Genomic DNA, 20,834 nt, shown 5'->3' with positions numbered 1-20,834 from the left:
CACATATAAATCACTCGACCCAATGATCGGCGGCGCTATCGACTTCCGCATCATCGGCGAAAATTGGGATGAGACGTTGCGCCTCGCGGCGTCAATCAAAGCTGGAACGGTTGCGCCGTCGATCCTGATGCGTCGGCTCGCCGCTTACCCCAAACAGAATGCGCTGGCGAAGACGCTTCGGGAGATCGGGCGGCTCGAACGCACCCTCTTCACCCTCGACTGGATCAGCGACCCGGGTCTGAGGCGGCGAACAAACGCCGGGCTCAACAAGGGTGAGGCCCGCAACGCGCTCGCCAGGGCGGTGTTCTTTCATCGCCTCGGAGAAATCCGCGACCGGACGTTCGAAAATCAGCGCTATCGGGCCTCTGGTCTCAATCTCGTCGTCTCGGCCGTCATCCTTTGGAATACGGTCTATCTCAGCCACGCCGTTGCCGAGCTTCGCTCCAGCGGAGAACGCGTCCGTGACGATTTGCTCGCTCATATCGCGCCGCTCGGCTGGGAGCACATCACCTTCAACGGGGACTATGTTTGGCCGACCGAGCCGCTCCAAAACGCCTTCCGGCCCCTCAGAAACCCCCGCTCTGAGCTACTCGATGCGGCTTAGAGTACAATTTCGGGAAGATTCTGCGCTGACCCCATTTTGGGATAGCGTTCGCTCCGAGCGCGCCAGAACGTCCCTGCCGGGACGTGGGCCGAGCTATTCCGCTTGACGGAGTGCACCGCTGATCCAGCGAAGTGCGTCGTCCACATTGGTAGACTCTTCCCGCGAGGCCCCATCGTGCGGCGACCAATGTCGACCGCGAAGACGACCCTGCACCCGGCATACGCGTTCGACGCCACGCAAAATTACTTGACACGGCAGCCGCGATTAGACGACTCCATCAATCGACAGCAGCGCCCTCAATTCTGGGCAAGGCCCATGATGGAGACCTTGGCCGTCGTGATCTCGGTCGGCCACAGGACCTCCGTGAGGCCCGTCGCGGCGGCCACGCGCTGGCCCTTCGGCGTCGCGAAAGTGATGACGCCGCCGCCGACCGCGCCGCCGATCTTCTTGCCCCAGAGCTTGCGGCCCGTATCCGCGTCGAGCGCGTAGAAATTGCCGCCCATGTCGCCGAAGAAGACAACCCCGCCCGCTGTCGGCGCCACGCCGCTCTGCACGGGATAGTTGGTCTTGGCCCGCCAGCGCCACCGGCCGCTGTCCGCGTCCACCGCATAGAGCCAGCCGGCCCATTGGAACACTGGATCGGCTCGACCCCACATGTTGAAGGGATTGATGGAATCCTCCCCTGACCAGGGCGTGAATTTCGCCGCGCCCTCGATCTCCTTCTCGGGCTCGACTCGGACGGTCGTGCACCATTGCACCTCGCCGACCATCACCAGATTGTTCTGCGGGTCATAAGCGGGTCCATTCCATTCGGCGCCGCCCACAGAGCCGGGGCAAAAATGCACGCTCTTGTCTCCAGAGAACGGGACGTCGGGATTCTCGATCCTCGTCACCGGCACTCGATAGAGCCGCTCTTTCGTATCGAGGTCGAAGCCATAGAGATGGCCGTCCTTGGGCGCGACCAGCATCATGCGCCGGCCCGATGCGGTCGTGACCAGCGCGGGCGCGCTGGAGACATCCCAATCGTGCCAATCCTTAGGCAGCAGCTTGAAATGCTCGCGATAGGCTCCGGTCTTCGCGTCGAGCACGATCACCGAATTCGAGTAGAGATTGTCGCCGCCCCGCAGCATCACGTCGAAGTCCGGCGCCGGATTGCCGCCCGGCACATAGAGCAGTCCGGTCTGCGGATCGAGCGTATAGGACGTCCAGGTCGCGCCGCCTGAGATCGGCGAATCGGCGGCCATTTTCCAGCTCGATGCGTCGAGCGGCGTCTCGCCCTGAGGGCCGCGGGTCGGGTCGCCGGGCTGCTTGGGGACGAGATAGAACTCCCAGACGATCCGTCCGGTCGCCGCATCGAGCGCATACATGCGGCCCTTCACGCCTTTGAAGTCGCCGCCCGCATTTCCGATGAAGACGAGGCCATTCCAGGCGATCGGCGCGGCGGGTGCGCTCTCGCTCTTCTTGGGGTCGGCGATGGCGGTCTCCCACAGGCGTTCGCCGGTCTTGAAATCATAGGCGAGCACGCGCCCGTCCTGCGTGCCGCGGAACACGCGCCCCTCGAGATAGGCGACGCCGCGGTTGACTCCTTGCGGAGTCGCCGGCGCATAGCTCTCGTGCTTGCGCCAGTTTTCACGGCAGGTCGTCGGGTCGATCGAAAATGTGTCGTATTCGGTCGCGAAGAGCAGCGCGCCGTCCACGAGCAGCAGTCCCGAGTTGAAACCGGTGTATTGGCCCGTGTCATAGGTGCAGAGCACCTCGAGCCGGCTCACGTTCTCGCGGTCGATCTCGTTCAGCGAGGAGAAGCGGTCGGAGGTGAGCGTCTTATTATAGCTCGGCCAGAGGCCGTCATCCGGCGGCAGAGGACGGATACCGGGCACCGCAATTGCGCCGTCAAGATCCTGCGCGGTCTCGACTGTCAGTTCGCCCTTGGGCGCGTTGAGGTAGCGCACATAGTTGATTCCCATGGCTGCGATCGGAACGAAGGCGTCCCAATTCGCGTAGATCGCCCCTGCGGCCGCAGCGCCGAAGGCGGCTGTGACGCCAATCGCGATTTTTATCGCCTTCTTCATAGGCCGGCTCCTCTTGCGCAGATGACGTTGGCTTGTGAAAAAATAGCGGACCGCCTCTCGCCGCAACTTCTCTGAGCAACGGCGAAAATTGCGCTATCGCGCCGGGATGCGCACAGTCGCCATCATGCCGGGCCTGAGCACATGATTTGGATCGGGCGCCGCTATGCCGACGATCGTCTCCGCGCCGCCTTGCGCGGGCTCGATCTTCGTCACAGTCCCGGAAAACGCTTGTCCCGGGACGGCGTCGACGGTGAAGACCGCCGTGTCGCCCACGGAGATCCGGCCGCTTTGCGCGGCGCTGATCGTGGCGTCAACATGCGCCGAATCGGGAGCGACGACGAACAGCGGCGTCTTGGCCTTTTCTGAGACCTTGTGACCCGGCTCGACATTGCGCGCCCGGATCGTTCCCTCGATCGGAGAGACGATGCGCGTCGCGCCGACCTGGGTCTTGGCAGCCGCCAGAGCGGATTGCGCGCGCTGGACATCGCTCTCGTCGCCATCGACCTGCGCCTGCAGTCGCTCAACCGACCTTCGCAACCGGTCGACCCCCTTGCCGCGCGCGCCGGTCGCTTCCTTGCGCTCCAGAGCCGCGCGCGCCGAGCCGAGCTTTCTTTGATCTCTTTCGAGCCGAGCCTCGGTCGCGCGCAGCTCGTCAGCCTTCTTATCGACTTCCGCCTGATGGGGCTGTGCATCGATCTCGGCGCAAACCTGACCTGCTTCGACATGCATGCCCTCTTCGCATTGAACGGATGTAATGACGCCAGAGACCTGCGCCTCGAGCGGCTCCGGCGCGACGGGAGCGACGACGCCTTTTGTGCGCACGGCGCTGTCGGCCGCGAGAGTCTCGAGATCGATCTGCGCCAAGCCGTGGCCGGGCATCACATTGTGATTGAGATGGGCCATGATCCACAAGGAGCCGCCAACGACGAGCGTGACGATCAGCACGCCGAATGCGAGCGCGAGCGCATTATTGGTGTTGTCTGGCGCCGTGGTGAGGTGGAGAAAAAAGACGAGATGCACGCCGATCTGCGCGATCGCCAAGGCGACGAGCGCCATGACGATGCCAGGTCCCCAGATCAGATTTGTTCGAACAAGAACGAAGGACCCCACAGTGAGCGCGGCGGCGAGCACAAAGCCCGTTGCATAGGTAAGGAGGCCTTCGCGCAGACTGCGGCCCGGCGCATCCATGAATCCAGGCGCGACGTCCTTGGCGTTTCGTCCGTCGACTTCGCTCATCGCCCTTCTCCGATTAAATAGACGACCGTGAAAATCGCGACCCAGATTATGTCGAGCACGTGCCAGAAGAGGTTGAAGCAGATCAACCTGTAGAGAATCGATCCGAAACCTTTGACGAAGAGCTGCGCCATCATCGTGCCGAGCCAGAGCAGGCCGACGCCGACATGCGCGCCATGCAAACCGACGAGGGCGAAGAAGGACGAGAGAAAGGCGCTGCGATCGGGTCCCACGCCGTTGGCGATCATGCCCGAGAATTCGTGCGCCTCCAGACCCAGGAAGGCGAGGCCGAGCAGGCCGGTCACGAGCAACGCGGCCTGCGTCCAAAATAAATTGCGCGCATTCGTCGCCACCGCCGAGAGGCCGCAGGTGAAGCTTGATGCGAGCAGACAGCCGGTTTCGATCGCAACCCTCGACGGATCGAACAACTCCCGGCCGGTAGGTCCATTATCTGTTGCGGTCTGCAAAACCGCATGCGCCGCGAAGAACGCGGAGAACATGACGATGTCGCTGAGCAGGAAAATCCAGAAGCCGAAGGCGATGATGACGCGCTCAGACGCAGGTCCCGCCTCGCCATGGCCGGTCGCCAGGTCGGTGCGGCCGAGCCTGTAGGGGTCGACAGGTCGGCCGTGCGCGGTTGTCGGCGCTTCGATCATCGTCATGCCATATTGCCCTTCTCGGAATGGCGCGCGAGCCACTCGGCGCGGCTCTTGCGGTGGGCGCGATCAATGCGCGCCACTTCCTCCGCCGAAATTTTCTCCTCGGGAATGTCGCGCCACGCATACCAAACGAAAACCGCATAGGCGGCGACGAGGCCGAGGATTGCGAGCCACCAGATTTTCCACACCATCGCGAAGCCGATGACGCTCGCAAAAAAACCCGTCACGAATCCGGTCGCATTGTTTCTCGGCAGTTTGATCGCTTCGTAGCGCCCTTCGTTCTGCTGACTGGCGATTGCCCGCCGCTTGAGCTCCCAGTAAGGCTCCTCGCCATAGACGGTCGGCTGCACTGCGAAGTTGAATATCGGCGGCGGCGAGGGCGTCGCCCATTCGAGAGAGCGGCCGCTCCAGGGATCGCCGGTCTCGTCCCGGAGTCGTTCGCGCTGACGGATGCTGACGACGAGCTGGATCACCTGGCAGATCAAGGCGACGCCAAAGAGGAATATGCCGACCATCGCCGCCAGTATGAAGGGGCGCCACATCTCCATGTCATAGTGCTGCATGCGGCGCGGCATGCCGAGCAGGCCGACCATGTAGAGGGGAATGAAGACGGCGTAGAAGGCGGCGATCGTAAACCAAAAGGCGGCGACGCCCCAGCCTTCGTGCAGCCGAAAGCCGAAGGCTTTCGGGAACCAGTAGGCGATGCCGGCGAAGGCGCCAAACACCACGCCGCCGATGATGGTGTTGTGGAAATGGGCGACGAGGAAAAGACTGTTGTGCAGAAGAAAATCCGCTGGCGGGACCGCGAGGAGAACGCCCGTCATGCCGCCGATCACGAAGGTCACGAGGAAGCCGAGCGCCCACAGCATCGGCGTCTTGTAGTGAATGCGGCCGCCATACATGGTGAACAGCCAATTGAAGACTTTAACGCCGGTCACGACCGCGATCACGCTGGTGGCGATGCCGAACGCCGCATTGACGGTCCCGCCCGCTCCCATCGTGAAAAAATGATGCAGCCACACCAGAAAGGAGATGATGCAGATGCCGAGCGTCGCGATCACCATTGACCGATAGCCGAACAGCGGCTTGTTGGAGAATGTCGAGATGATTTCCGAAAAAATGCCGAAGGCCGGCAAGACGAGGATGTAGACCTCTGGGTGCCCCCAAGCCCAGATCAGGTTGATGAACATCATCATATTGCCGCCGCCGGCGGCGGTGAAAAAATGGAAGCCGAGGTAGCGGTCGAGAGTGAGCATGACGAGCGTCGCCGTCAGTATCGGGAAGGCGGCGACGATCAGCAGATTGGAGGCGAGCGCGGTCCAGCAATACATCGACATCCTGAGATAGCCCATGCCGGGGGCGCGCATCTTGAGGATGGTGGTGACGAAATTGATCCCTGTGACGAGCGTGCCGACGCCGGAAATGAGCAGCGCCCACAGATAATAGTCGACTCCGACGTCGGGCGAGAACTCGAGTTCGGAGAGCGGCGGATAGGGCAGCCATCCGGCGCGCGAGAACACGCCGACCACGAGAGAAATATTGACCAGCAAAGCGCCAGCAGCGGTAAGCCACAGGCTCGTTGAGTTCCACGTCGGAAAAGCGACGTCGCGCACGCCGAGCTGCAAGGGGATGACGAAATTCATCAGACCGATCATCAGCGGCATGGCGCCAAAGAAGATCATGATCGTTCCGTGCGAGGTGAAAATCTGATCGAAATGCTCAGGCGGAAGATAACCGTCGGCGCGATACGCATAGGCTTGGTGGGTGCGCATCAAAATTGCGTCGGCGAATCCCCGCAGCGTCATGACAAGGCCAAGCAGAATATACATGACGCCAATGCGCTTGTGATCGACGCTGGTGATCCACTCTTTCCAAAGGTAAGGGAGATGGCCCGCAAGCACGATCCATGCCGCGATCGCGATACAAATAGCGATCACGCCGCCGCCCGCAATCAATGGGAGCGGCGAATTCCATGGGATCGCGTCCCATGACAGATTACCCAAGAATTTCATTGCGCCGTCTCCGGGCAAGCGACAACGGACGATCCCTGCTCGGCCGTCGCATTCGGCGGCGAGACTTTCCCTGTAACGATTTTGACGAACAGAGCAGGAATGACTGAGCGATAGACGAAAGGACGCACATTCTGGCTCTCGCGAAGAAGAGCGGCGTAGCCGGCGTGATCGAGATCGCATGCGCTCTTTCGCGCATACTCGACCCAGCGCTCGAAATCCTCGTTCGACTTGACCCGCACGTCGAAGTGCATTCCGGCGAAGCCATCGCCGCTGAATTGCGTCGACAGTCCCCAGAGATCGCCCATGTGATCCGCTTTCAAATGCAGCTGCGTGATCATCCCGGGCATCGCGGCGATCATGCCTCCAAGCTGCGGCACGAAGAACGAGTTCATCACCGTGGCGGAGGTAATGGAGAAATGGACCGGAGTTTCGACCGGCAAAACGAGTTCATTGACGCTCGCGACAGATTGCTCCGGATAGATGAAGAGCCATTTCCAGTCGAGCGAGACGACTTGCACCTCGAGCTGCTTGCCGGCTGCGGCGATTGGCCGAAAGGGGTCGAGCCGGTGCGAGCCCATCCAGATCAATCCGCCGAGGAAGAGGATGATGAGCAGAGGGTAGCCCCAGTTGATGAGCTCCAAGCGTCCGGAGAACACCCAGTCCGGGAGATAGCGCGCCTTGCGATTGGATGCGCGGAACCACCAAGCGAAGGCAAGCGTCGCCAGAAGGGTTGGCGCGACGATGATCAGCATGGTTCCGACTGAATTGAGGAGAATTTCACTTTCTTGGACGGCGATCTGCCCCTTAGGGTCGAGGACCCCGCCAGAGCAGCCCGCCAGCAACACCATCGCGGCCTTCGGCGGAAGGGTCTTGACGCTCCTCAAGGTCGCCGCGAAAAGGCGCCGCGCTGCATGGCTTGGCTGCATGCCAACGATCTTTCTCAGTTAGAACGATCTTTCTCAGTCGACACAGGAAAACGGCGTGACGTAAACTTCGTCAGTCATCGAAGGCGGTCGACGAGCGACTCGACTGCAAAACCATTTTGCGAAGGATAAGTTTCCGCCTCATGACAATCAAGGCGAGTTCGTCTTGGCTCCTATAACCATGTTACCGTGCGACTGTCCGTGGAGGCGGACGGAAAAAGGCTTTCAGGGATCAAACTCGTCAAGCATAAGATAGGCTCTCGCTGGCGTCGCGCCGTCCAGCCGAGGTTCGCTCACCGTCTTCGACTGCAGCAGGGAACTTGAAAGGGAGTCGCACATGAACATCGACGAGGTGCGAAAAACTGCATTCGCCATGCCGCTCACGAGCCCAGCCTTCCCGCCCGGGCCTTATCGATTCTTCAACCGGGAATTTCTGATTATAACCTATCGCACTGACCGCGAGGCGTTGGAGCGCGTGGTGCCGGAGCCGCTCGAAATCGACGAGCCTATTGTCAAATTCGAATTCATCAGAATGCCCGACTCGACGGGATTCGGCGATTATTGCGAGTCGGGGCAGGTCATTCCAGTACGCTTCAACGGCGCCAAGGGCCAATATACCCATGCGATGTTTTTGAACGATGGACCGCCGATTTACGGCGGCCGCGAGCTCTGGGGGTTTCCAAAAAAATTCGCTCAGCCGAAACTTCACGTTGTCCGCGACTCGCTTATCGGATCGCTCGACTACGGTCCCGTGCGCGTCGCGAGCGGCGTGATGGGCTACAACCACAAGAGCCTGGATCACGACGAAATCCTCAAGGCGTTGGCGTCGCCAAATTATCTTCTAAAGATTATTCCGCATGTCGACGGCTCGCCACGCATTCTGGAGCTCGTTGATTATCGTCTCGAGGACGTCGTCTTGAAAAGCGCCTATACCGGACCGGCCTCGCTCGATCTTCATCCGCATGCGCTGGCGCCCGTCGCCGATCTGCCGGTGCGCGAAATCCTTGGCGCCACGCATATCATAGCCGATCTCACCCTCGGCCTCGGCAAAGTCGTTTTCGATTATCTCGCCTGAAGGAGTCGAGTTGAATTGCATTTCATAATATTCTGATCGCTCTAAAACGATGGAAGGCGGATCGGACATTTTGTGGCGAGTTATAGATTCAGAGGACCAGCGCCACGCTCAAAAGCCACAAAAGCTAACGTCAATTCGAAACATGGACGTTGAGTGATGAAAAATCAGCTTGGGCTCGATAAGGAATATGACGAAACGATTCTCGTTCTCCAAGGAGGCGGATCGTTGGGCGCATATCAAGCGGGAGCTCTAGAGAGTCTCTCGCGTGCGGGGATTGAATTCGATTGGATCGTAGGGGTTTCGATCGGGGCGATCAATGCGTCAATCATAGCTGGCAACCCGCCCGAGAGTCGCGTAGACAAGCTGCGTTCCTTTTGGGAAAGCGTGACCACTGATTACCCGCCGGCGGCCTTCGCCTTTTCAAGCGCAAGCAGCCAAAGCCTTTATTCGTCGCTCAGCGCTTTACGGTGCTTCACATTTGGAGTTCCAGGATTTTTTTTGCCGCGCGTCGAGTTTCCATTCGATGAACTTATAGGACCTGGCGATACCAGCTTCTACGACACCTCGCCGTTGCGCAAGCTGCTCGAAGAGCACGTCGATTTCGACATCATCAATTCCGGATCCGTGCGACTAAGCCTTCGCTCTGTGAATGTGAAAACCGGGCAAGTGGTTTGTTTCGACAATCTAGAGACGCGCATCGGCCCTGATAATGTCATGGCGAGCGGCGCCCTGCCGCCTGGATTCCCGCCGATCAAAATCGGTTCCGACTATTACTGGGATGGCGGCATCGTTTCGAATACGCCGCTCTCCTATGTTCTCGACGCCGCCCGCCTCGGAAAGTCATTGATCTTCGAAGTCGACCTTTTTAACTCTAAAGGGAAGGAGCCGAAAACGATCAACGACGTTCTAGAAAGGCGAAAGGACATTATCTATTCCAGCCGTACGCGCACGAGCGTCGCGCATTTCAAAGAGATTCACGAACTGCGGCGCGCCATCTTCCTGTTGCGGGACGTTATACCCCCTGAGATCGCGTCGACGCCGAAGATTGCAGAATTGCTATCACACGGCGAGGAACGCATTTTCGCGATCGTGCGTCTCGTCTACTCCGGCGCGGCTTTTGAAGGCGCCGCGAAGGACTGCGAATTCTCGAGAGTTTCGATGCGGCGTCACTGGCAAGCAGGGCGTGCGGCGGTAGACAGCGCCTTATTGTCGAACCAATGGCAAACGCCGCCAAACGGGGTTTCGGGCGTTGCGCTCTTTGAACACGACGAACGTCTGAATAAATTCGTGCTCGCGGAGACGGATTAACAGGTTCAGCGCATGTCACGGGTTCTTCCTCGAAGTCTGTGATGCCCGCTTGATCGGCTGGACGACGGTTGCTATCCGAGCGGATACAAACAAAATCACATTGGGCTCCGGGGAGGAGCGTGCAAGTTCTCACTGCTGTGCGCCTATGTGGATGGATGGTTGGTTTCAGCCGTTGTGAGTCAAATGTCTGGCTTTTGTCCGGGGTGCGCCGAACAATCGGCGTCGCGACACGGCTGGCATCACCGGAATCTTCAAGATCTGCCCGTCCAAGGAGCCGTTGTACGCGGCGGCGCAATAATCGGCCAGTGAGCGGCGCATATTGTGGCTGCGTGGCGGCGTAAAAACGAGCGTATTGAGCTCATGCCGCCCGCGCGGACGGCGAGCGGGCATCGCGCCTATGAAGAAGGCCATATCGGAAGGCTGGTCTTTATCCGCCGCGCTCACGAACTCGGGTTTAGCATCGAGCAAATCCGCACCCTGTTGGCTCTTGCCGAACCGACTCGCGCTTCCTGCGCGGAGGTGCAAGAGGTTGCGCGGACATTTCGACGAAGTGCGGGCGAAGCTCACCGATCTCTCCAGACTTGAGCGCATTCTTGCCGACATGGTCACCCGCTGTTCCGGCGACCCTTCCCCCTCGTGTCCGGTGCTCGATATATTGACGACGCAGGAGTGCGCCTAATTGGATTTAGCGACAGCGCAGCGACGTAGCGCTCTTGGCGGCGAGACCATAACCACGACGGTCGAAGGGTTCCTCACGCTGAGAGCCGCATTGGGTGATTTTCATTGTCTGGTTGGAAGTCAGGATAGAGCCGCCTGAACGAGCCGGCGAGCGTCTTGTTGAGAACGGCGACGCGCACGTCCAGAAAGGGCTGCACGGTCCACCTGTTCCATCGCACCTGCTGCTTCTTGATCATGCGTTTTGAGAGGATTTCATCGACTGCGCTTTCGACAAATGCGGTTGAAATCGGCAGCCGACCGCGGCGTCGCCGTCCGTAGTTCACGAGCGCAGGCTGATTGGCGTATAGATCTCGATCAGATCGTTGATATGTCGCTGGACTATGGAGGCGCCTTTGACGTCTCTGACATGAGCGGCGTCGAACCAATGCATCAGGCGCGCCAAGCGCCCAAGACATGCGCTCGAGCGGCCGTGCCTGAGTCTCCAATTGGTGCTCTCGAGTTCGCGGATTGGATGGCCCTGGAGGTAGTCGCTGAATGTGCCCGCGCCAAGGCCGCGCGCCGCCTGCAGGGCGTGTTCAAAACGCATGGCGGTATGGAACCAGTGGAGGACGAGAGTCGCCTCTGGCAGGACCTGACGCTGCAACTTCCACAGTCCAGGGCGACCTGGGCTTGATTGGACTGACTACTTTTGAGCAGAGCTTAACGACCTTTGACATCCGGCAATGCCACGATCGGCCAGTCTTGGGCACCATCCGGCGCATGCGGCTCGCGCGGTGGGCGCGCTCGTGGCTGTCGCAACGGAACGCCCTGAGCGTTGATGTAGCGCCGGGGCGTTTTTCGCGGCCAGGCCACGTGAAGATTGCGAGGCGCAAATCTCTCGATTCGCTGCTTCACGCAAATGATTGAATTTACGGTGGCAGCAAGTGTATAACTTGTTCGCAGAATTCCTTCGTGTCGGAGGAACCCGAATTGCGCCGTCTATCGTACCTCGCATCGTTGGCACTGCCGCCTCAGACGCTGCGAACCGCGGCGTGTGCAACTATCGTTGTTTCGAGTTTGATCGTGCTGCCCGGCGACTTCGCTCTTGCGCATCATCCGGCGTCGAATCCGACCGGCCATAAGGAAGAGCCCGTGACGCTGGTCCCGGAAGCCGATCAGCCGTCGATTACCTCGAGCATTCCGGCGCTGCGCGATTTCAAGAAAGCCCTGCTGGATCGCGGCGTCAATTTCCAATTGAGTTACATCCAAGACACCTTTGGAAATCCCATAGGCGGGGTCAAACAGGGCGCCAATTACGGTAGCGTGCTCTACATGGCCGTCGACGCCGACCTTGCAAAAGTTGCGGGGCTGGACGGCGCGAGTTTCCGCGTTAATGCGTACCAAATCCAAGGCCGCAGCCTTTCAAACAACAATATTTTCAATTATTCGACGATCAGCGGCTTTGCGGCCCGGCCAACGACGCGGCTTTTTGAGCTTTGGGTTGAGCAGAAGTTTTTCAATGACTTGGCGTCGTTCCGTATCGGGCAGTTAACGGCAGATAACCAATTTTTCATCAGCGAATTCAGCAATAGTTTATTCGTTAACGTTACGTTCGGCTGGCCGAACTTATTCATTCAGGATCTTCCGGGCGGTGGCGGACCGAACTATCCGCTGGCCACGCCCGGCGTTCGTCTCAAAATGACTCCATTCGATCAGATCACGCTCCTCGCCGCAATTTTCAACGGCGACCCCGCTGGGTCGGGTTTCACAGGTTTAGAGGAGATCAAAGACCCGTCAGGCACGAATTTCCGGCTCAGGGACCCCGCGTTTATCATTAGCGAAGCCCAATTCAGATACAATGAAAAAGCCGATTCAGAAGGCCTCGCCGGAGCGATTAAGATCGGCGGATGGCGCCACCTTGGCCGATTTAATGACGATCGTTTTGGGACGGACGGTAGATCGCTCGCCGATCCATCGAGCAATGGTCAGCCGCTCGTCCACCGTGGCAATTTTGGACTTTATGGTGTCATCAATCAGATGCTTTGGCGCGCGCCCGGAGAAAGTCCAAAAAAAGGAATTGGCGGATTCGCACGCTTTGCTGCAAGCCCCTCAGACCGGAATCTGATGAACCTTTATGCGGAGGCGGGAGTCAGTTTCATGGGAATATGGAAGCAGCGACCCGATGATACATTTGGATTTGCCGCAGCCTATTCACAGTTATCTCCATCGATCAGCGTCCTTGATCGGGAAGCTGCTTTTTATGCGGGCGAAGCCTTGCCAATCCGCGTCTATGAGCTCGCGCTCGAAGTTACCTATCAGGCGCAGATCGATCCCAGCTGGATCATTCAACCCGACTTCCAATACATTTTTCGGCCCGGTGGCGGCGTGATCAATCCAATCAACCCTGCTCTGGGGCGAATTCCCGACGCCGCGGTTTTTGGGCTGCGGACGTCGATCAGCTTTTGAGTTCGTTAGGTGGCTCTCCGTAGTGGAGCCTGCCTCGTGTAAGGATTTTTTGAGGAGATGACCGTGATGCTGTCACGTCGATCCGTCCTGCTCTCCACTTTCGCCACCTGCATCACCTCGCCTCATCGCTTTTGGGCGCAGCCAGCTTCTGCGGCCCCTGCGAGCGACGCCGCTTCGGTTACAATTCTTCGAGTCCAGCGGCGTAGCATTGAGGTGAACGGAAAATCCGCTTCAGTGCTCGGCATTCGCCAACCGAATGGCGCCCAGGGGCTTATCACAGAGGTTGGAAAGCAGTTCAGGGTTCGTGTGGTCAACGATCTGGATGAACCGACACTCATCCATTGGCATGGTTTGACGCCTCCCTGGCAGCAAGATGGCGTTCCTGGCGTCTCCGGGACGCCGATCTCGCCAGGCGCTAGCGCCGAATACGACTTCCCGCTGCGCTTCGGGGGCACGTTCTGGATGCATTCGCACCAGGGCCTGCAAGAACAATTACTCCTCGCGGCCCCGCTCATCATTCGCGACCGACGCGACCGGTCGAATCAGCAGGAAGTTGTGGTCATGCTGGCCGATTTCAGCTTCACGCCGCCTGAGGAGATCTACGAGCAATTGCGGAAACGAAACCGAACGCTGGGTGTGACGGCGGCCATGCCTGGCACGGAGTCGAAGTCTGAGAAGTCAAGAATGGCCGGAACGGCCAAGGGAAGCGCATCTGCGGGGCCCGATCTGAACGATGTGAAATACGATGCCTTTCTGGCTAACGACCGCACCCTCGCTGACCCTGAGACGATCCGGGTGACGCCCGGCGAGACAATTCTGCTGCGCGTCATCAATAGCTCAGCGATGAGTGCGTATCACATTGATCTTGGCGCGCTCAGAGGCGAGCTTATCGCAGTTGACGGGTTCAGGGTCCACCCAGTTGCGGGACGGCGCTTTCCAATCGCCGTCGCTCAGCGCCTCGACATCCTCATCAAAGTTCCGCGCGGTCCCGCTTCCTATCCGGTGCTGGCGATTTTGGAAGGCGAGCGTCGGCAAACTGGCGTGATCCTTCTTGCGGGACAGGCGCAAGTGACCCGCGTTCCAGAAGTCGCGCCGATACCATCGCCCGCGCTTACCCTGGATTTAGAGCGGCGCCTGCGCGCCGCCGAGCCGCTTGCGAAGCGTAAGCCGGACCGTGTCCACGAAGTCGATCTGACCGGCAACATGAATGGTTATGTTTGGTCGATCAATGGCGTCCCTTGGAGCAAGGACACCCCGCCGCTGCCGGTTGCAAAGGGGGAGCGCGTCGAGCTCGTGCTCAAGAATAAGACGCTCATGCCGCACCCCATGCATCTCCACGGACATGAGTTTCAGGTGGTGGAGATCGACGGCAAGCGATTTTCTGGCCCAGTGCGCGATACCGTGCTGGTAACGCCTGGGAGGCGCGTTGTCATCGCATTCGACGCGAACAACCCCGGCCGGTGGGCTTTCCACTGTCATCTCGTTTACCATCAGGCCGCCGGCATGTTCGCCACGTTGCGCTATATTTAAATTCGCAAACGCGATGTTCGCTCGCATGCCGCGCCGATGACTGATGCTACCGCCTCAAGATTCCAACTTGCACCGGGGAGTGAAATAGAGCGCATTTCAATGTATCCGCCCCAAAGATCGTCACCTCTGCTCTCTCGTCCGACGAATCAGGAGCGGTAGCGCCACTCCCGCAGTATAGGATTTACAACGCGGCTAATGGGGCGGCATCCAAATCCAGAGCGGCGGCGCCGCGGGGTGTCCGGCGTCAGGGCCTTTGAGACAAACTGGGCGGATTGCTGAAAGGAGGATTTCTGTCTCATCGTAACCGTCACGGAGTGAAGATGAGCCAGAAATCCGATAGCCCGAAACCGTCGTCTGAACGGCTTGTGAGAGATATTCGCCGCGCGACTCGCCGGCATTATTCGGCCGAGGAGAAAATCCGCATCGTTCTCGATGGCCTGCGCGGCGAGCACAGCATCGCCGAGCTGTGCCGGCGCGAAGGCATCGCCGAGAGCCTGTATTATTCCTGGTCGAAAGAGTTCCTCGAAGCCGGCAAACGGCGTCTCGCCGGCGACACGGAGCGGGCGGCGACGACTGGCGAAGTCAAGGATTTGCGTCGGCAGGCCAAGGAACTGAAAGAAGTCGTCGCCGAGCAGGCGCTTGAATTGCGACTGCTTAGAAAAAGCATGATCGCCGATGGGGGGACGAGGAATGAGATATCCCCCCTCCGAAAAGCTGGAGATCATCCGCCTCGTTGAGCAGTCGCATCTGCCGGCAAGTAAGACGCTGGACAAGATCGGCGTCGCACGTCCGACATTTTACCGCTGGTGCGATCTCTATCGGTCCGGCGGATTGGAAGCTTTGGCCGACAAGCCGTCCCGACCTTCGCGCGTTTGGAACCGCATCCCCGATGAGAAGCGCGATGAGATCGTTCAACGGCGCTCGATGAGCCGGAACTGTCGCCGCGGGAGCTCGCCGCGCGCTTCGTCGATACGAAAAACTATTTTATGTCAGAAGCTTCAGTCTATCGCCTACTCAAAGCGCATGATCTGATCACGAGCCCGGCCTTCATCGTCGTCAAGGCGGCGGATGAGTTTAAGGACAAGACCACCGCGCCCAACCAGCTCTGGCAAACGGACTTCACCTATCTGAAGGATCTGCCGGGCGACCTGAAGGCGAAGATCGGCGCCTTCGTCGATCACTACAATCATCGCCGGTATCACGAGAGCCTGAACAATCTCGCGCCCGCCGACGTCTACTGCGGACGCGGCGCAAAAATCCTGCGCGAAAGAGAAAGGATCAAACGCATCACAATCGAGAATCGACGCTTGCAACATCAAATGACCGCCGCTTAAACTCAATCGTCAGGTGAGCCGCATCCTCCACTAAATTGCAGCCCAGCCTGTCTCAAATCATTTGACGACGGACACTCTTGCAGGATCCTGCGCGCTGCGCCAGCGCGAAAGGCGCAGCGCGAGCGTGACGCCGGCGACGATCTCGAGCGTGGCGGCTGATTTCGCTTCGGGCGCGATCGTCCAAGCCAATAAAGCGAGCGCCGCGCTCGCCAGCGGCGAGGGGGTTTCTGACGATGGAGAAAATGGCGAGGCTTTTGCGCGGCCGCCGTTGGTTGGAACAGGGGAAAAGGAGTGAGGCATATCCCCCGAGGACGACGATGCTGGCGGTGGCGACAATCAGAGCGCGCGTCCAAACCGTCCCGGTTGACGAGCGCTCCAGCTAGTGTGCGGGCTACGACGGTTACGATTCCCGCGATCGTCATGACAATGCCGACGTGCGTCGCGCCTTCCGGGGTTTGTATTTGGCTCGGGACGCGGCCGGCAACAACCCGACGGTAACAGGCCTTGCAATTATCGAACGGCCCGTTGACGGCATTCCGCTGCCAGAAGGCGATCCGGAAGCTGCAAGCGCGACACTCGCGACAGGCCGTCTCCGCTTCTCGCAAATCGCGCCGACGCGCAAACAGCTGGCGCTTGTACAGGATAAGCTTGCCGTCAGCTGCAAGCGCTTACCGGCTGGACTGCGGAGGGGACGACCGCGCTGGTTTCGCCAAGATCGGGTCTTCGTGGATCGCGCCGTCTTGGCCTATGATGAAGCGCCAGAGCAAGGCGCCGCGCCGGAAGGTGAGGCGAGTCCGGGCGTGATCCTCGCCTTCTCCCCGCTCGCAGATCGTGACGATGGCGCCTCGCTGCAGTTCCGCGCGAAAGGCATCGACGGAGAGCCCGAATTTGCCCGCGACGAAGGCCGCCTCCACAATGAAGTCTTCGCCATCGCGCGCAATACTATCGTCGCGCATACTTCAGGCATTATCGCGAAAGCTCGTGCTCGATCGCGCTCACAAGCCGCTTAACCAAACTCATTTCGACGAGCAACTCAAGCGAAAGCGCCATTTTGTCCGGCGAATTGACCCATGTAGGCGCGGCGTCCGCCTAAGCCCTTTCAATATCTGCAGTGCCAAGCCGTCGGCTTGATTCTTGCTTTGTAGTTGCCGCCCACAACTGCAACGGAGGGACAGCAATGAGCGATGCCCTTAGCGTTCTGGCGTCCGTCCTCGCGTCCATCGCTATCGCAGCCGTAATAGCCGAAGCATCGCAAGCCGTCATGCATGCACTGGAAAGGCGAAAAGCCCTAGCGTGCAGCAAACGAAAGAATGATCGAGATCGCTGACACGCCAAAAATTTTGTGTCAGCTGAATTTTTTGAGCGGAAGTCCTGCACGAAATTGACAGGACGTCGTTAGTTTGCAAAGATCAGGAAATTTTCTGAAAGGCTGATTTTTAGCGATTTGAGCTGTGCGCGTGGTGTCGCGGCGCCGGCGCTTGGCCGATAGGCGGTCGTCATCACCGCCAGAATTTCCGTCGGCGTCTTCAGCTCGAGCGCGCCGGCGTCGCGAAGCGCGCCACAGTGCGCCTCCGACTGCTTTCGCAATACGCGGCCTCATGGACGCCCGCGCAATTCATCGACGATGTCGGCGATGAGATCATTAAGGATTGCGCCGCGGTCCGACCCGGTTCGGGAGCGCTTCACAACCGATGGGTTCGTGCGCTGCGAAAAATCGTCCCCTCGATGCTGCCCGTCCACTCGCGCCACCCGTTTATTATCGTTTTGCCGCCGCGAACCACCCGAGCAACGCATTTGTTCGCAATTGACAGAATAGGTCCAACGACTCGCCGGAGGCAATATTCTACCAAAGCTTCCCTTCGGCGCACCAGCGCACCAGGCGGCGGTCGATGGAGGGGAGTCACAGCTTATGTCGCACATTAACAATGCAACGCGCGATCCCACAGGCGAATTGAGTGGACGCGCAGCGCGACGCTTCGCCGGAATGCGGAGCGAGCAGCACGTGACTGCCGTCTCGATTACTCTTGCACACGAACAGCTCGGGAATTGGATGCCAATGTTAATTGTGGTATAAGAGCTACGCCGCTAACGCTTGAACCGCCTCGAGAAGAGTGGCACAAATCCTGCAGCCAGAGCGATACAGATGCGTCCGAGCCCCAGCTTGTCTCAGGCTCACTTACACGAGCCCTTGTTGGCTGCGCTCGTGGACAATGCCTTGGCCGGCATCATCACGATCGACGAAGCTGGAACGATCCTGTCATTTAATCCTGCCGCGGTTACATTGTTCGGATTTGCGCCTGACGAAGTTATCGGGCGAAATGTCCGCGTGCTGATGCCCGAGCCATATTGCAGTCGGCATGATGACTACCTGAGCCATTATCTCCGTACCGGAGAAGCGAAGATTATCGGCATCGGGCGGGAGGTCGAGGGACAACGTCGAGACGGGTCGGTCTTTCCCATAGAGCTTGGCGTTGCCGCAGTCGAAGCCGAGGGCGAACGCTATTTTGTCGGCTTCATACATGATTTAAGCGAGCGGCGCAGATTTGAAGCTCGAATGCATGATCTGCACGCGGACCGTCTCGATATTATCGAGAATATGACAGTCGGACTCGCCCACGAACTCAAACAGCCGCTCTCGGGGATCAACGCCTATCTCCACATGGCAAGCAGGCTCCTTAAGAAGGGGGATTTAACAGAAATAGAGCAGGTCTTGGACAACGCCTCCAAGCAGGTATTCCGTGTTTCAGAAATAGTGGACAATCTGCGCCAATTTATCGCGCGGGGCGAAACGATCAAAACCCTCCACCATCTAAATGAAGTCGTCCGAACCGCATGTGAATTCACCGACTCCATCGCCAAGGAATGCGGCGTCGCGACAGCTGTCAATCTGGATGCGCAAAATGACCTGGTGCTCATCAACAGGGTTCAAATCCAGCAGGTCGTCGTCAATCTGAAACGCAATGCCATCGAAGCGATGGAAAATTGCGAGAGTCGCGAATTAGTCGTGTCGACGCGGCTGATCGACGGTAATGAGATTCGGGTCAATGTCGCTGATACTGGTCCAGGCATTTCGGAGGCGATCAAAGCCAAATTGTTCGAACAGTTTACGACGACGAAACCGCACGGGCTGGGCGTTGGCTTGTCGATCTCGCGCGCGATTATCAACGCGCATCATGGACGGTTGTGGGTCGAGCCCAATCCTGGCGGCGGCGCGATCTTTAGCTTCGTATTGCCGTTGGCGGAACAACAACAAAAGCTCGCGGAAACCTAACCTATCTCGAAAGAGACCGAAAGAGCACCAGCGATTGATAGAGCCCGCATAAATGGGTTGGCGAGGCAACACTTGCAGAGACGAGGACGAAGCGCGTGAGTGGCGCACGCCCTCTGTGAGAGGGCCGTTGTTGAGCCCATCTTTTGACCTTAAGGTCCGACCGGGTAAGCCCGCTTCGCTCAACTGCGACGCTTGGACTCGGCCAGCGCCTGACCAAGATACACGAGTGTCGGGAGCCATCTTGGCTTGAGAATATCCGATTTGGGACCGTAAAATTGACTGGGTTGCGACGAACGTTAACGATTTCTGAGGCAAGAAATCGCCGACCTTGCGGAGGACGGCGATGCGCTGGAAGATCACGATTGAAGGCTTGGACGAATTCAGCGGACGCGACACCGCCGAGATGGTGATCGAAAAAGACTGTCGAAGGGGGAGATCGGGCTTACGATCGCGGATGGCAAGTCGATCATGACGTGTTTGCAGCAGCTTGTAGTCGAGCAGCAATGTGAGGCCTACGTCCTGACGAGCCGGTATTGCGCCGATTGTCAGACGTTCCGACGCATCAAAGATTGCGGCAAGCGTAAGATCCGAACGGTCTATGGACGAGTTGAAGTTAGCAACCCGCGGATTATGAATTGTCGACGCTGCGTTCCTTATTTTTGTGACGCTTCTGCCGTTTTGCGCGACATCTGCCCCGATCAGGCGACGCCGGAATTGATGGAATTGTCGGCTCGCATGGGCAGCTTCATGCCATACCGAAAGGCAGCGGATGTGCTGGCGGAGTTTCTCCCGATCCCATCAACGGAGTCGTTCATGACCGTGCGTCACCGGACGATGAAGCTGGGCGACAGGCTTGATGAGAAGGCGGGCCAGCGCGCATGGTTCGAATCGCCGATCCGGGATGGATTGACCGCGACGTCTTCGCGGTGACGCATTTTGGTGGATATTCGGAGGCGATTACCAACCAAAACGCTTGTCTCCAGAATTAATCGTCCGCGCGAAGCAAGCCAACCCCGACCAACGCAGCAAACGGCGTGCATGCATTTAGAAGCATCAAAGATAGCGAGATTTCGAGGCCCCGACCGACAAAAGGAGATTGCGGATGCAGGGCTGTTCAACGCTCTCTACAGGCCGCGGTATGAAAGGGTGACAGCGGGATAGAGTGCTCCGTTCCAAAGGGCTTGGGCGATGTTGGCGACGCCGTTTGCCCTGGCGATGTTGAGGGCTTGCGAACGCAGGCGCGCCATGATGCCTGGATTGACGCGGATGCGGCTGGCGTCTTCAGCAAGGGTCACGTCGCGAACCCAATGGTTCTCGTTCTCCACAGCCCAATGACCGCGGATGGCGCTCGCGAAGATTTCCGCGGGCAACATGACGGACGACGCATAAAACGCGGTTTCTTCCCGCCGTTTCCAGAGCCCTGTGGCGGCGGAACGGATCAATGTAAATCGCGTGACGCGCACGATTGCGGCGATCAACGGCGCCCATTCGTCGTCATCGAGGGCGGCGCCGGGAGCATAGACTTCGACACGCCGGTCTTCCTGGCGATTTCGCGTCAGATTGCGGCTGTCGTCGACGGCGATTGGAGCCGCCGTCGCGGCGATGTGCTCGCAGCGTTGCGACAAACCCGGCTGATTAGCTTTGACTTGAACGATCAGTTCATTGCCGGTCCCGCGTGCGATCTCGAAGGTTT

General features: G+C 59.0%; 18 protein-coding genes and 2 pseudogenes. 9 read left to right on the top strand and 11 right to left on the bottom strand.

The window, feature by feature from the left end; genetic code table 11:
• Nucleotides 1–604 (top strand): Tn3 family transposase (locus tag IYY11_RS01355; protein WP_196402426.1); only part of this gene is annotated, 604 nt, incomplete at its 5' end.
• A gap of 296 nt (nucleotides 605–900) precedes the next feature.
• On the opposite strand, the gene IYY11_RS01350 is transcribed toward IYY11_RS01355, so the two are convergent.
• The 5 genes from IYY11_RS01350 to cyoA form a co-directional block, all read right to left on the bottom strand.
• Nucleotides 901–2,673, bottom strand: a complete 1,773-nt coding sequence (locus tag IYY11_RS01350) for a PQQ-binding-like beta-propeller repeat protein (protein WP_196402425.1) — start codon at nucleotides 2,671–2,673, stop codon at nucleotides 901–903.
• Between the two features lie 93 nt (nucleotides 2,674–2,766).
• Nucleotides 2,767–3,909, bottom strand: coding sequence for a cytochrome o ubiquinol oxidase subunit IV (gene cyoD, locus IYY11_RS01345; protein WP_196402424.1), 1,143 nt, complete (start codon nucleotides 3,907–3,909; stop codon nucleotides 2,767–2,769).
• Complete coding sequence (locus IYY11_RS01340) at nucleotides 3,906–4,568, bottom strand: cytochrome c oxidase subunit 3 (protein ID WP_196402423.1); 663 nt, start codon at nucleotides 4,566–4,568, stop codon at nucleotides 3,906–3,908. The genes cyoD and IYY11_RS01340 overlap by 4 nt, the downstream gene beginning before the upstream one ends.
• The gene (locus tag IYY11_RS01335; RefSeq protein ID WP_196402422.1) at nucleotides 4,565–6,577 is read right to left on the bottom strand and encodes a cbb3-type cytochrome c oxidase subunit I; all 2,013 of its coding nucleotides are present in this window, start codon (nucleotides 6,575–6,577) and stop codon (nucleotides 4,565–4,567) included. The genes IYY11_RS01340 and IYY11_RS01335 overlap by 4 nt, the downstream gene beginning before the upstream one ends.
• On the bottom strand, nucleotides 6,574–7,503 hold the full coding sequence (gene cyoA / locus IYY11_RS01330; RefSeq protein WP_196402421.1) for a ubiquinol oxidase subunit II: 930 nt from the start codon (nucleotides 7,501–7,503) through the stop codon (nucleotides 6,574–6,576). The genes IYY11_RS01335 and cyoA overlap by 4 nt, the downstream gene beginning before the upstream one ends.
• A 334-nt stretch (nucleotides 7,504–7,837) precedes the next feature.
• Between cyoA and IYY11_RS01325 the strand changes: the two genes are divergently transcribed.
• The 3 genes from IYY11_RS01325 to IYY11_RS01315 all read left to right on the top strand — a co-directional run bounded on the left by IYY11_RS01325 (nucleotide 7,838) and on the right by IYY11_RS01315 (nucleotide 10,468).
• Nucleotides 7,838–8,575 carry an acetoacetate decarboxylase gene (locus tag IYY11_RS01325; RefSeq protein ID WP_196402420.1) on the top strand — a complete coding sequence of 246 codons (738 nt, stop codon included), beginning with the start codon at nucleotides 7,838–7,840 and terminating at the stop codon, nucleotides 8,573–8,575.
• 156 nt (nucleotides 8,576–8,731) lie between these two features.
• The gene (locus IYY11_RS01320) at nucleotides 8,732–9,883 is read left to right on the top strand and encodes a patatin-like phospholipase family protein (RefSeq protein WP_196402419.1); all 1,152 of its coding nucleotides are present in this window, start codon (nucleotides 8,732–8,734) and stop codon (nucleotides 9,881–9,883) included.
• A gap of 360 nt (nucleotides 9,884–10,243) precedes the next feature.
• Nucleotides 10,244–10,468 carry a MerR family DNA-binding protein gene (locus tag IYY11_RS01315; RefSeq protein WP_246719545.1) on the top strand — a complete coding sequence of 75 codons (225 nt, stop codon included), beginning with the start codon at nucleotides 10,244–10,246 and terminating at the stop codon, nucleotides 10,466–10,468.
• Between the two features lie 167 nt (nucleotides 10,469–10,635).
• Here the strand turns inward: IYY11_RS01315 and IYY11_RS01310 are convergent, their stop codons facing one another.
• Together IYY11_RS01310 and IYY11_RS01305 are read right to left on the bottom strand one after the other, a co-directional pair.
• Nucleotides 10,636–10,797, bottom strand: coding sequence for a hypothetical protein (locus IYY11_RS01310; protein WP_210331185.1), 162 nt, complete (start codon nucleotides 10,795–10,797; stop codon nucleotides 10,636–10,638).
• A gap of 83 nt (nucleotides 10,798–10,880) precedes the next feature.
• Nucleotides 10,881–11,204 carry a hypothetical protein gene (locus IYY11_RS01305; protein ID WP_196402417.1) on the bottom strand — a complete coding sequence of 108 codons (324 nt, stop codon included), beginning with the start codon at nucleotides 11,202–11,204 and terminating at the stop codon, nucleotides 10,881–10,883.
• A gap of 308 nt (nucleotides 11,205–11,512) precedes the next feature.
• On the opposite strand from IYY11_RS01305, the gene IYY11_RS01300 reads away from it, so the two are divergent.
• The 3 genes and pseudogenes from IYY11_RS01300 to IYY11_RS01290 all read left to right on the top strand — a co-directional run bounded on the left by IYY11_RS01300 (nucleotide 11,513) and on the right by IYY11_RS01290 (nucleotide 15,870).
• Entirely contained in the window at nucleotides 11,513–13,006 is a 1,494-nt protein-coding gene (locus IYY11_RS01300) for a carbohydrate porin (RefSeq protein ID WP_196402416.1), read from the top strand.
• A 57-nt stretch (nucleotides 13,007–13,063) separates the two neighbouring features.
• Entirely contained in the window at nucleotides 13,064–14,536 is a 1,473-nt protein-coding gene (locus tag IYY11_RS01295) for a multicopper oxidase family protein (protein WP_196402415.1), read from the top strand.
• Between the two features lie 320 nt (nucleotides 14,537–14,856).
• Nucleotides 14,857–15,870, top strand: a pseudogene (locus tag IYY11_RS01290) (helix-turn-helix domain-containing protein).
• Between the two features lie 57 nt (nucleotides 15,871–15,927).
• Here the strand turns inward: IYY11_RS01290 and IYY11_RS23175 are convergent.
• The 3 genes from IYY11_RS23175 to IYY11_RS01280 form a co-directional block, all read right to left on the bottom strand.
• A complete protein-coding gene (locus IYY11_RS23175) occupies nucleotides 15,928–16,059 on the bottom strand; it encodes a hypothetical protein (RefSeq protein WP_281431655.1) in 132 nt (43 codons plus the stop codon).
• Nucleotides 16,060–16,538: 479 nt separating this feature from the next.
• The gene (locus tag IYY11_RS22595; protein WP_246719543.1) at nucleotides 16,539–16,826 is read right to left on the bottom strand and encodes a DUF6522 family protein; all 288 of its coding nucleotides are present in this window, start codon (nucleotides 16,824–16,826) and stop codon (nucleotides 16,539–16,541) included.
• A gap of 439 nt (nucleotides 16,827–17,265) precedes the next feature.
• Complete coding sequence (locus tag IYY11_RS01280; protein WP_196402413.1) at nucleotides 17,266–17,457, bottom strand: hypothetical protein; 192 nt, start codon at nucleotides 17,455–17,457, stop codon at nucleotides 17,266–17,268.
• Between the two features lie 604 nt (nucleotides 17,458–18,061).
• Here IYY11_RS01280 and IYY11_RS01275 point away from each other — a divergent pair.
• Complete coding sequence (locus IYY11_RS01275; RefSeq protein WP_246719542.1) at nucleotides 18,062–19,141, top strand: nitrogen regulation protein NR(II); 1,080 nt, start codon at nucleotides 18,062–18,064, stop codon at nucleotides 19,139–19,141.
• A gap of 343 nt (nucleotides 19,142–19,484) precedes the next feature.
• A pseudogene (locus IYY11_RS01270) lies at nucleotides 19,485–20,044 on the top strand (ISKra4 family transposase); the annotation flags it as partial.
• Between the two features lie 221 nt (nucleotides 20,045–20,265).
• On the opposite strand, the gene IYY11_RS01265 reads toward IYY11_RS01270, so the two are convergent.
• The coding region (locus IYY11_RS01265; RefSeq protein ID WP_196402410.1) for an ISAs1 family transposase at nucleotides 20,266–20,834 on the bottom strand (569 nt) is incomplete at its 5' end.

This window comes from Methylocystis sp. H62, assembly GCF_015709515.1.
Classification (GTDB): Bacteria; Pseudomonadota; Alphaproteobacteria; order Rhizobiales; family Beijerinckiaceae; genus Methylocystis.
This window is presented reverse-complemented; position numbering and strand designations above follow the sequence as displayed.

Bases quoted from the DNA above. Each gene is read 5' to 3' on its own strand.
- IYY11_RS01350 (WP_196402425.1), bottom strand. From the start codon at position 2,673: ATGAAGAAGGCGATAAAAATCGCGATTGGCGTCACAGCCGCCTTCGGC.
- cyoD (WP_196402424.1), bottom strand. From the start codon at position 3,909: ATGAGCGAAGTCGACGGACGAAACGCCAAGGACGTCGCGCCTGGATTC.
- IYY11_RS01340 (WP_196402423.1), bottom strand. From the start codon at position 4,568: ATGACGATGATCGAAGCGCCGACAACCGCGCACGGCCGACCTGTCGAC.
- IYY11_RS01335 (WP_196402422.1), bottom strand. From the start codon at position 6,577: ATGAAATTCTTGGGTAATCTGTCATGGGACGCGATCCCATGGAATTCG.
- cyoA (WP_196402421.1), bottom strand. From the start codon at position 7,503: ATGCAGCCAAGCCATGCAGCGCGGCGCCTTTTCGCGGCGACCTTGAGG.
- IYY11_RS01325 (WP_196402420.1), top strand. From the start codon at position 7,838: ATGAACATCGACGAGGTGCGAAAAACTGCATTCGCCATGCCGCTCACG.
- IYY11_RS01320 (WP_196402419.1), top strand. From the start codon at position 8,732: ATGAAAAATCAGCTTGGGCTCGATAAGGAATATGACGAAACGATTCTC.
- IYY11_RS01315 (WP_246719545.1), top strand. From the start codon at position 10,244: ATGCCGCCCGCGCGGACGGCGAGCGGGCATCGCGCCTATGAAGAAGGC.
- IYY11_RS01310 (WP_210331185.1), bottom strand. From the start codon at position 10,797: ATGATCAAGAAGCAGCAGGTGCGATGGAACAGGTGGACCGTGCAGCCC.
- IYY11_RS01295 (WP_196402415.1), top strand. From the start codon at position 13,064: ATGACCGTGATGCTGTCACGTCGATCCGTCCTGCTCTCCACTTTCGCC.
- IYY11_RS22595 (WP_246719543.1), bottom strand. From the start codon at position 16,826: ATGCGCGACGATAGTATTGCGCGCGATGGCGAAGACTTCATTGTGGAG.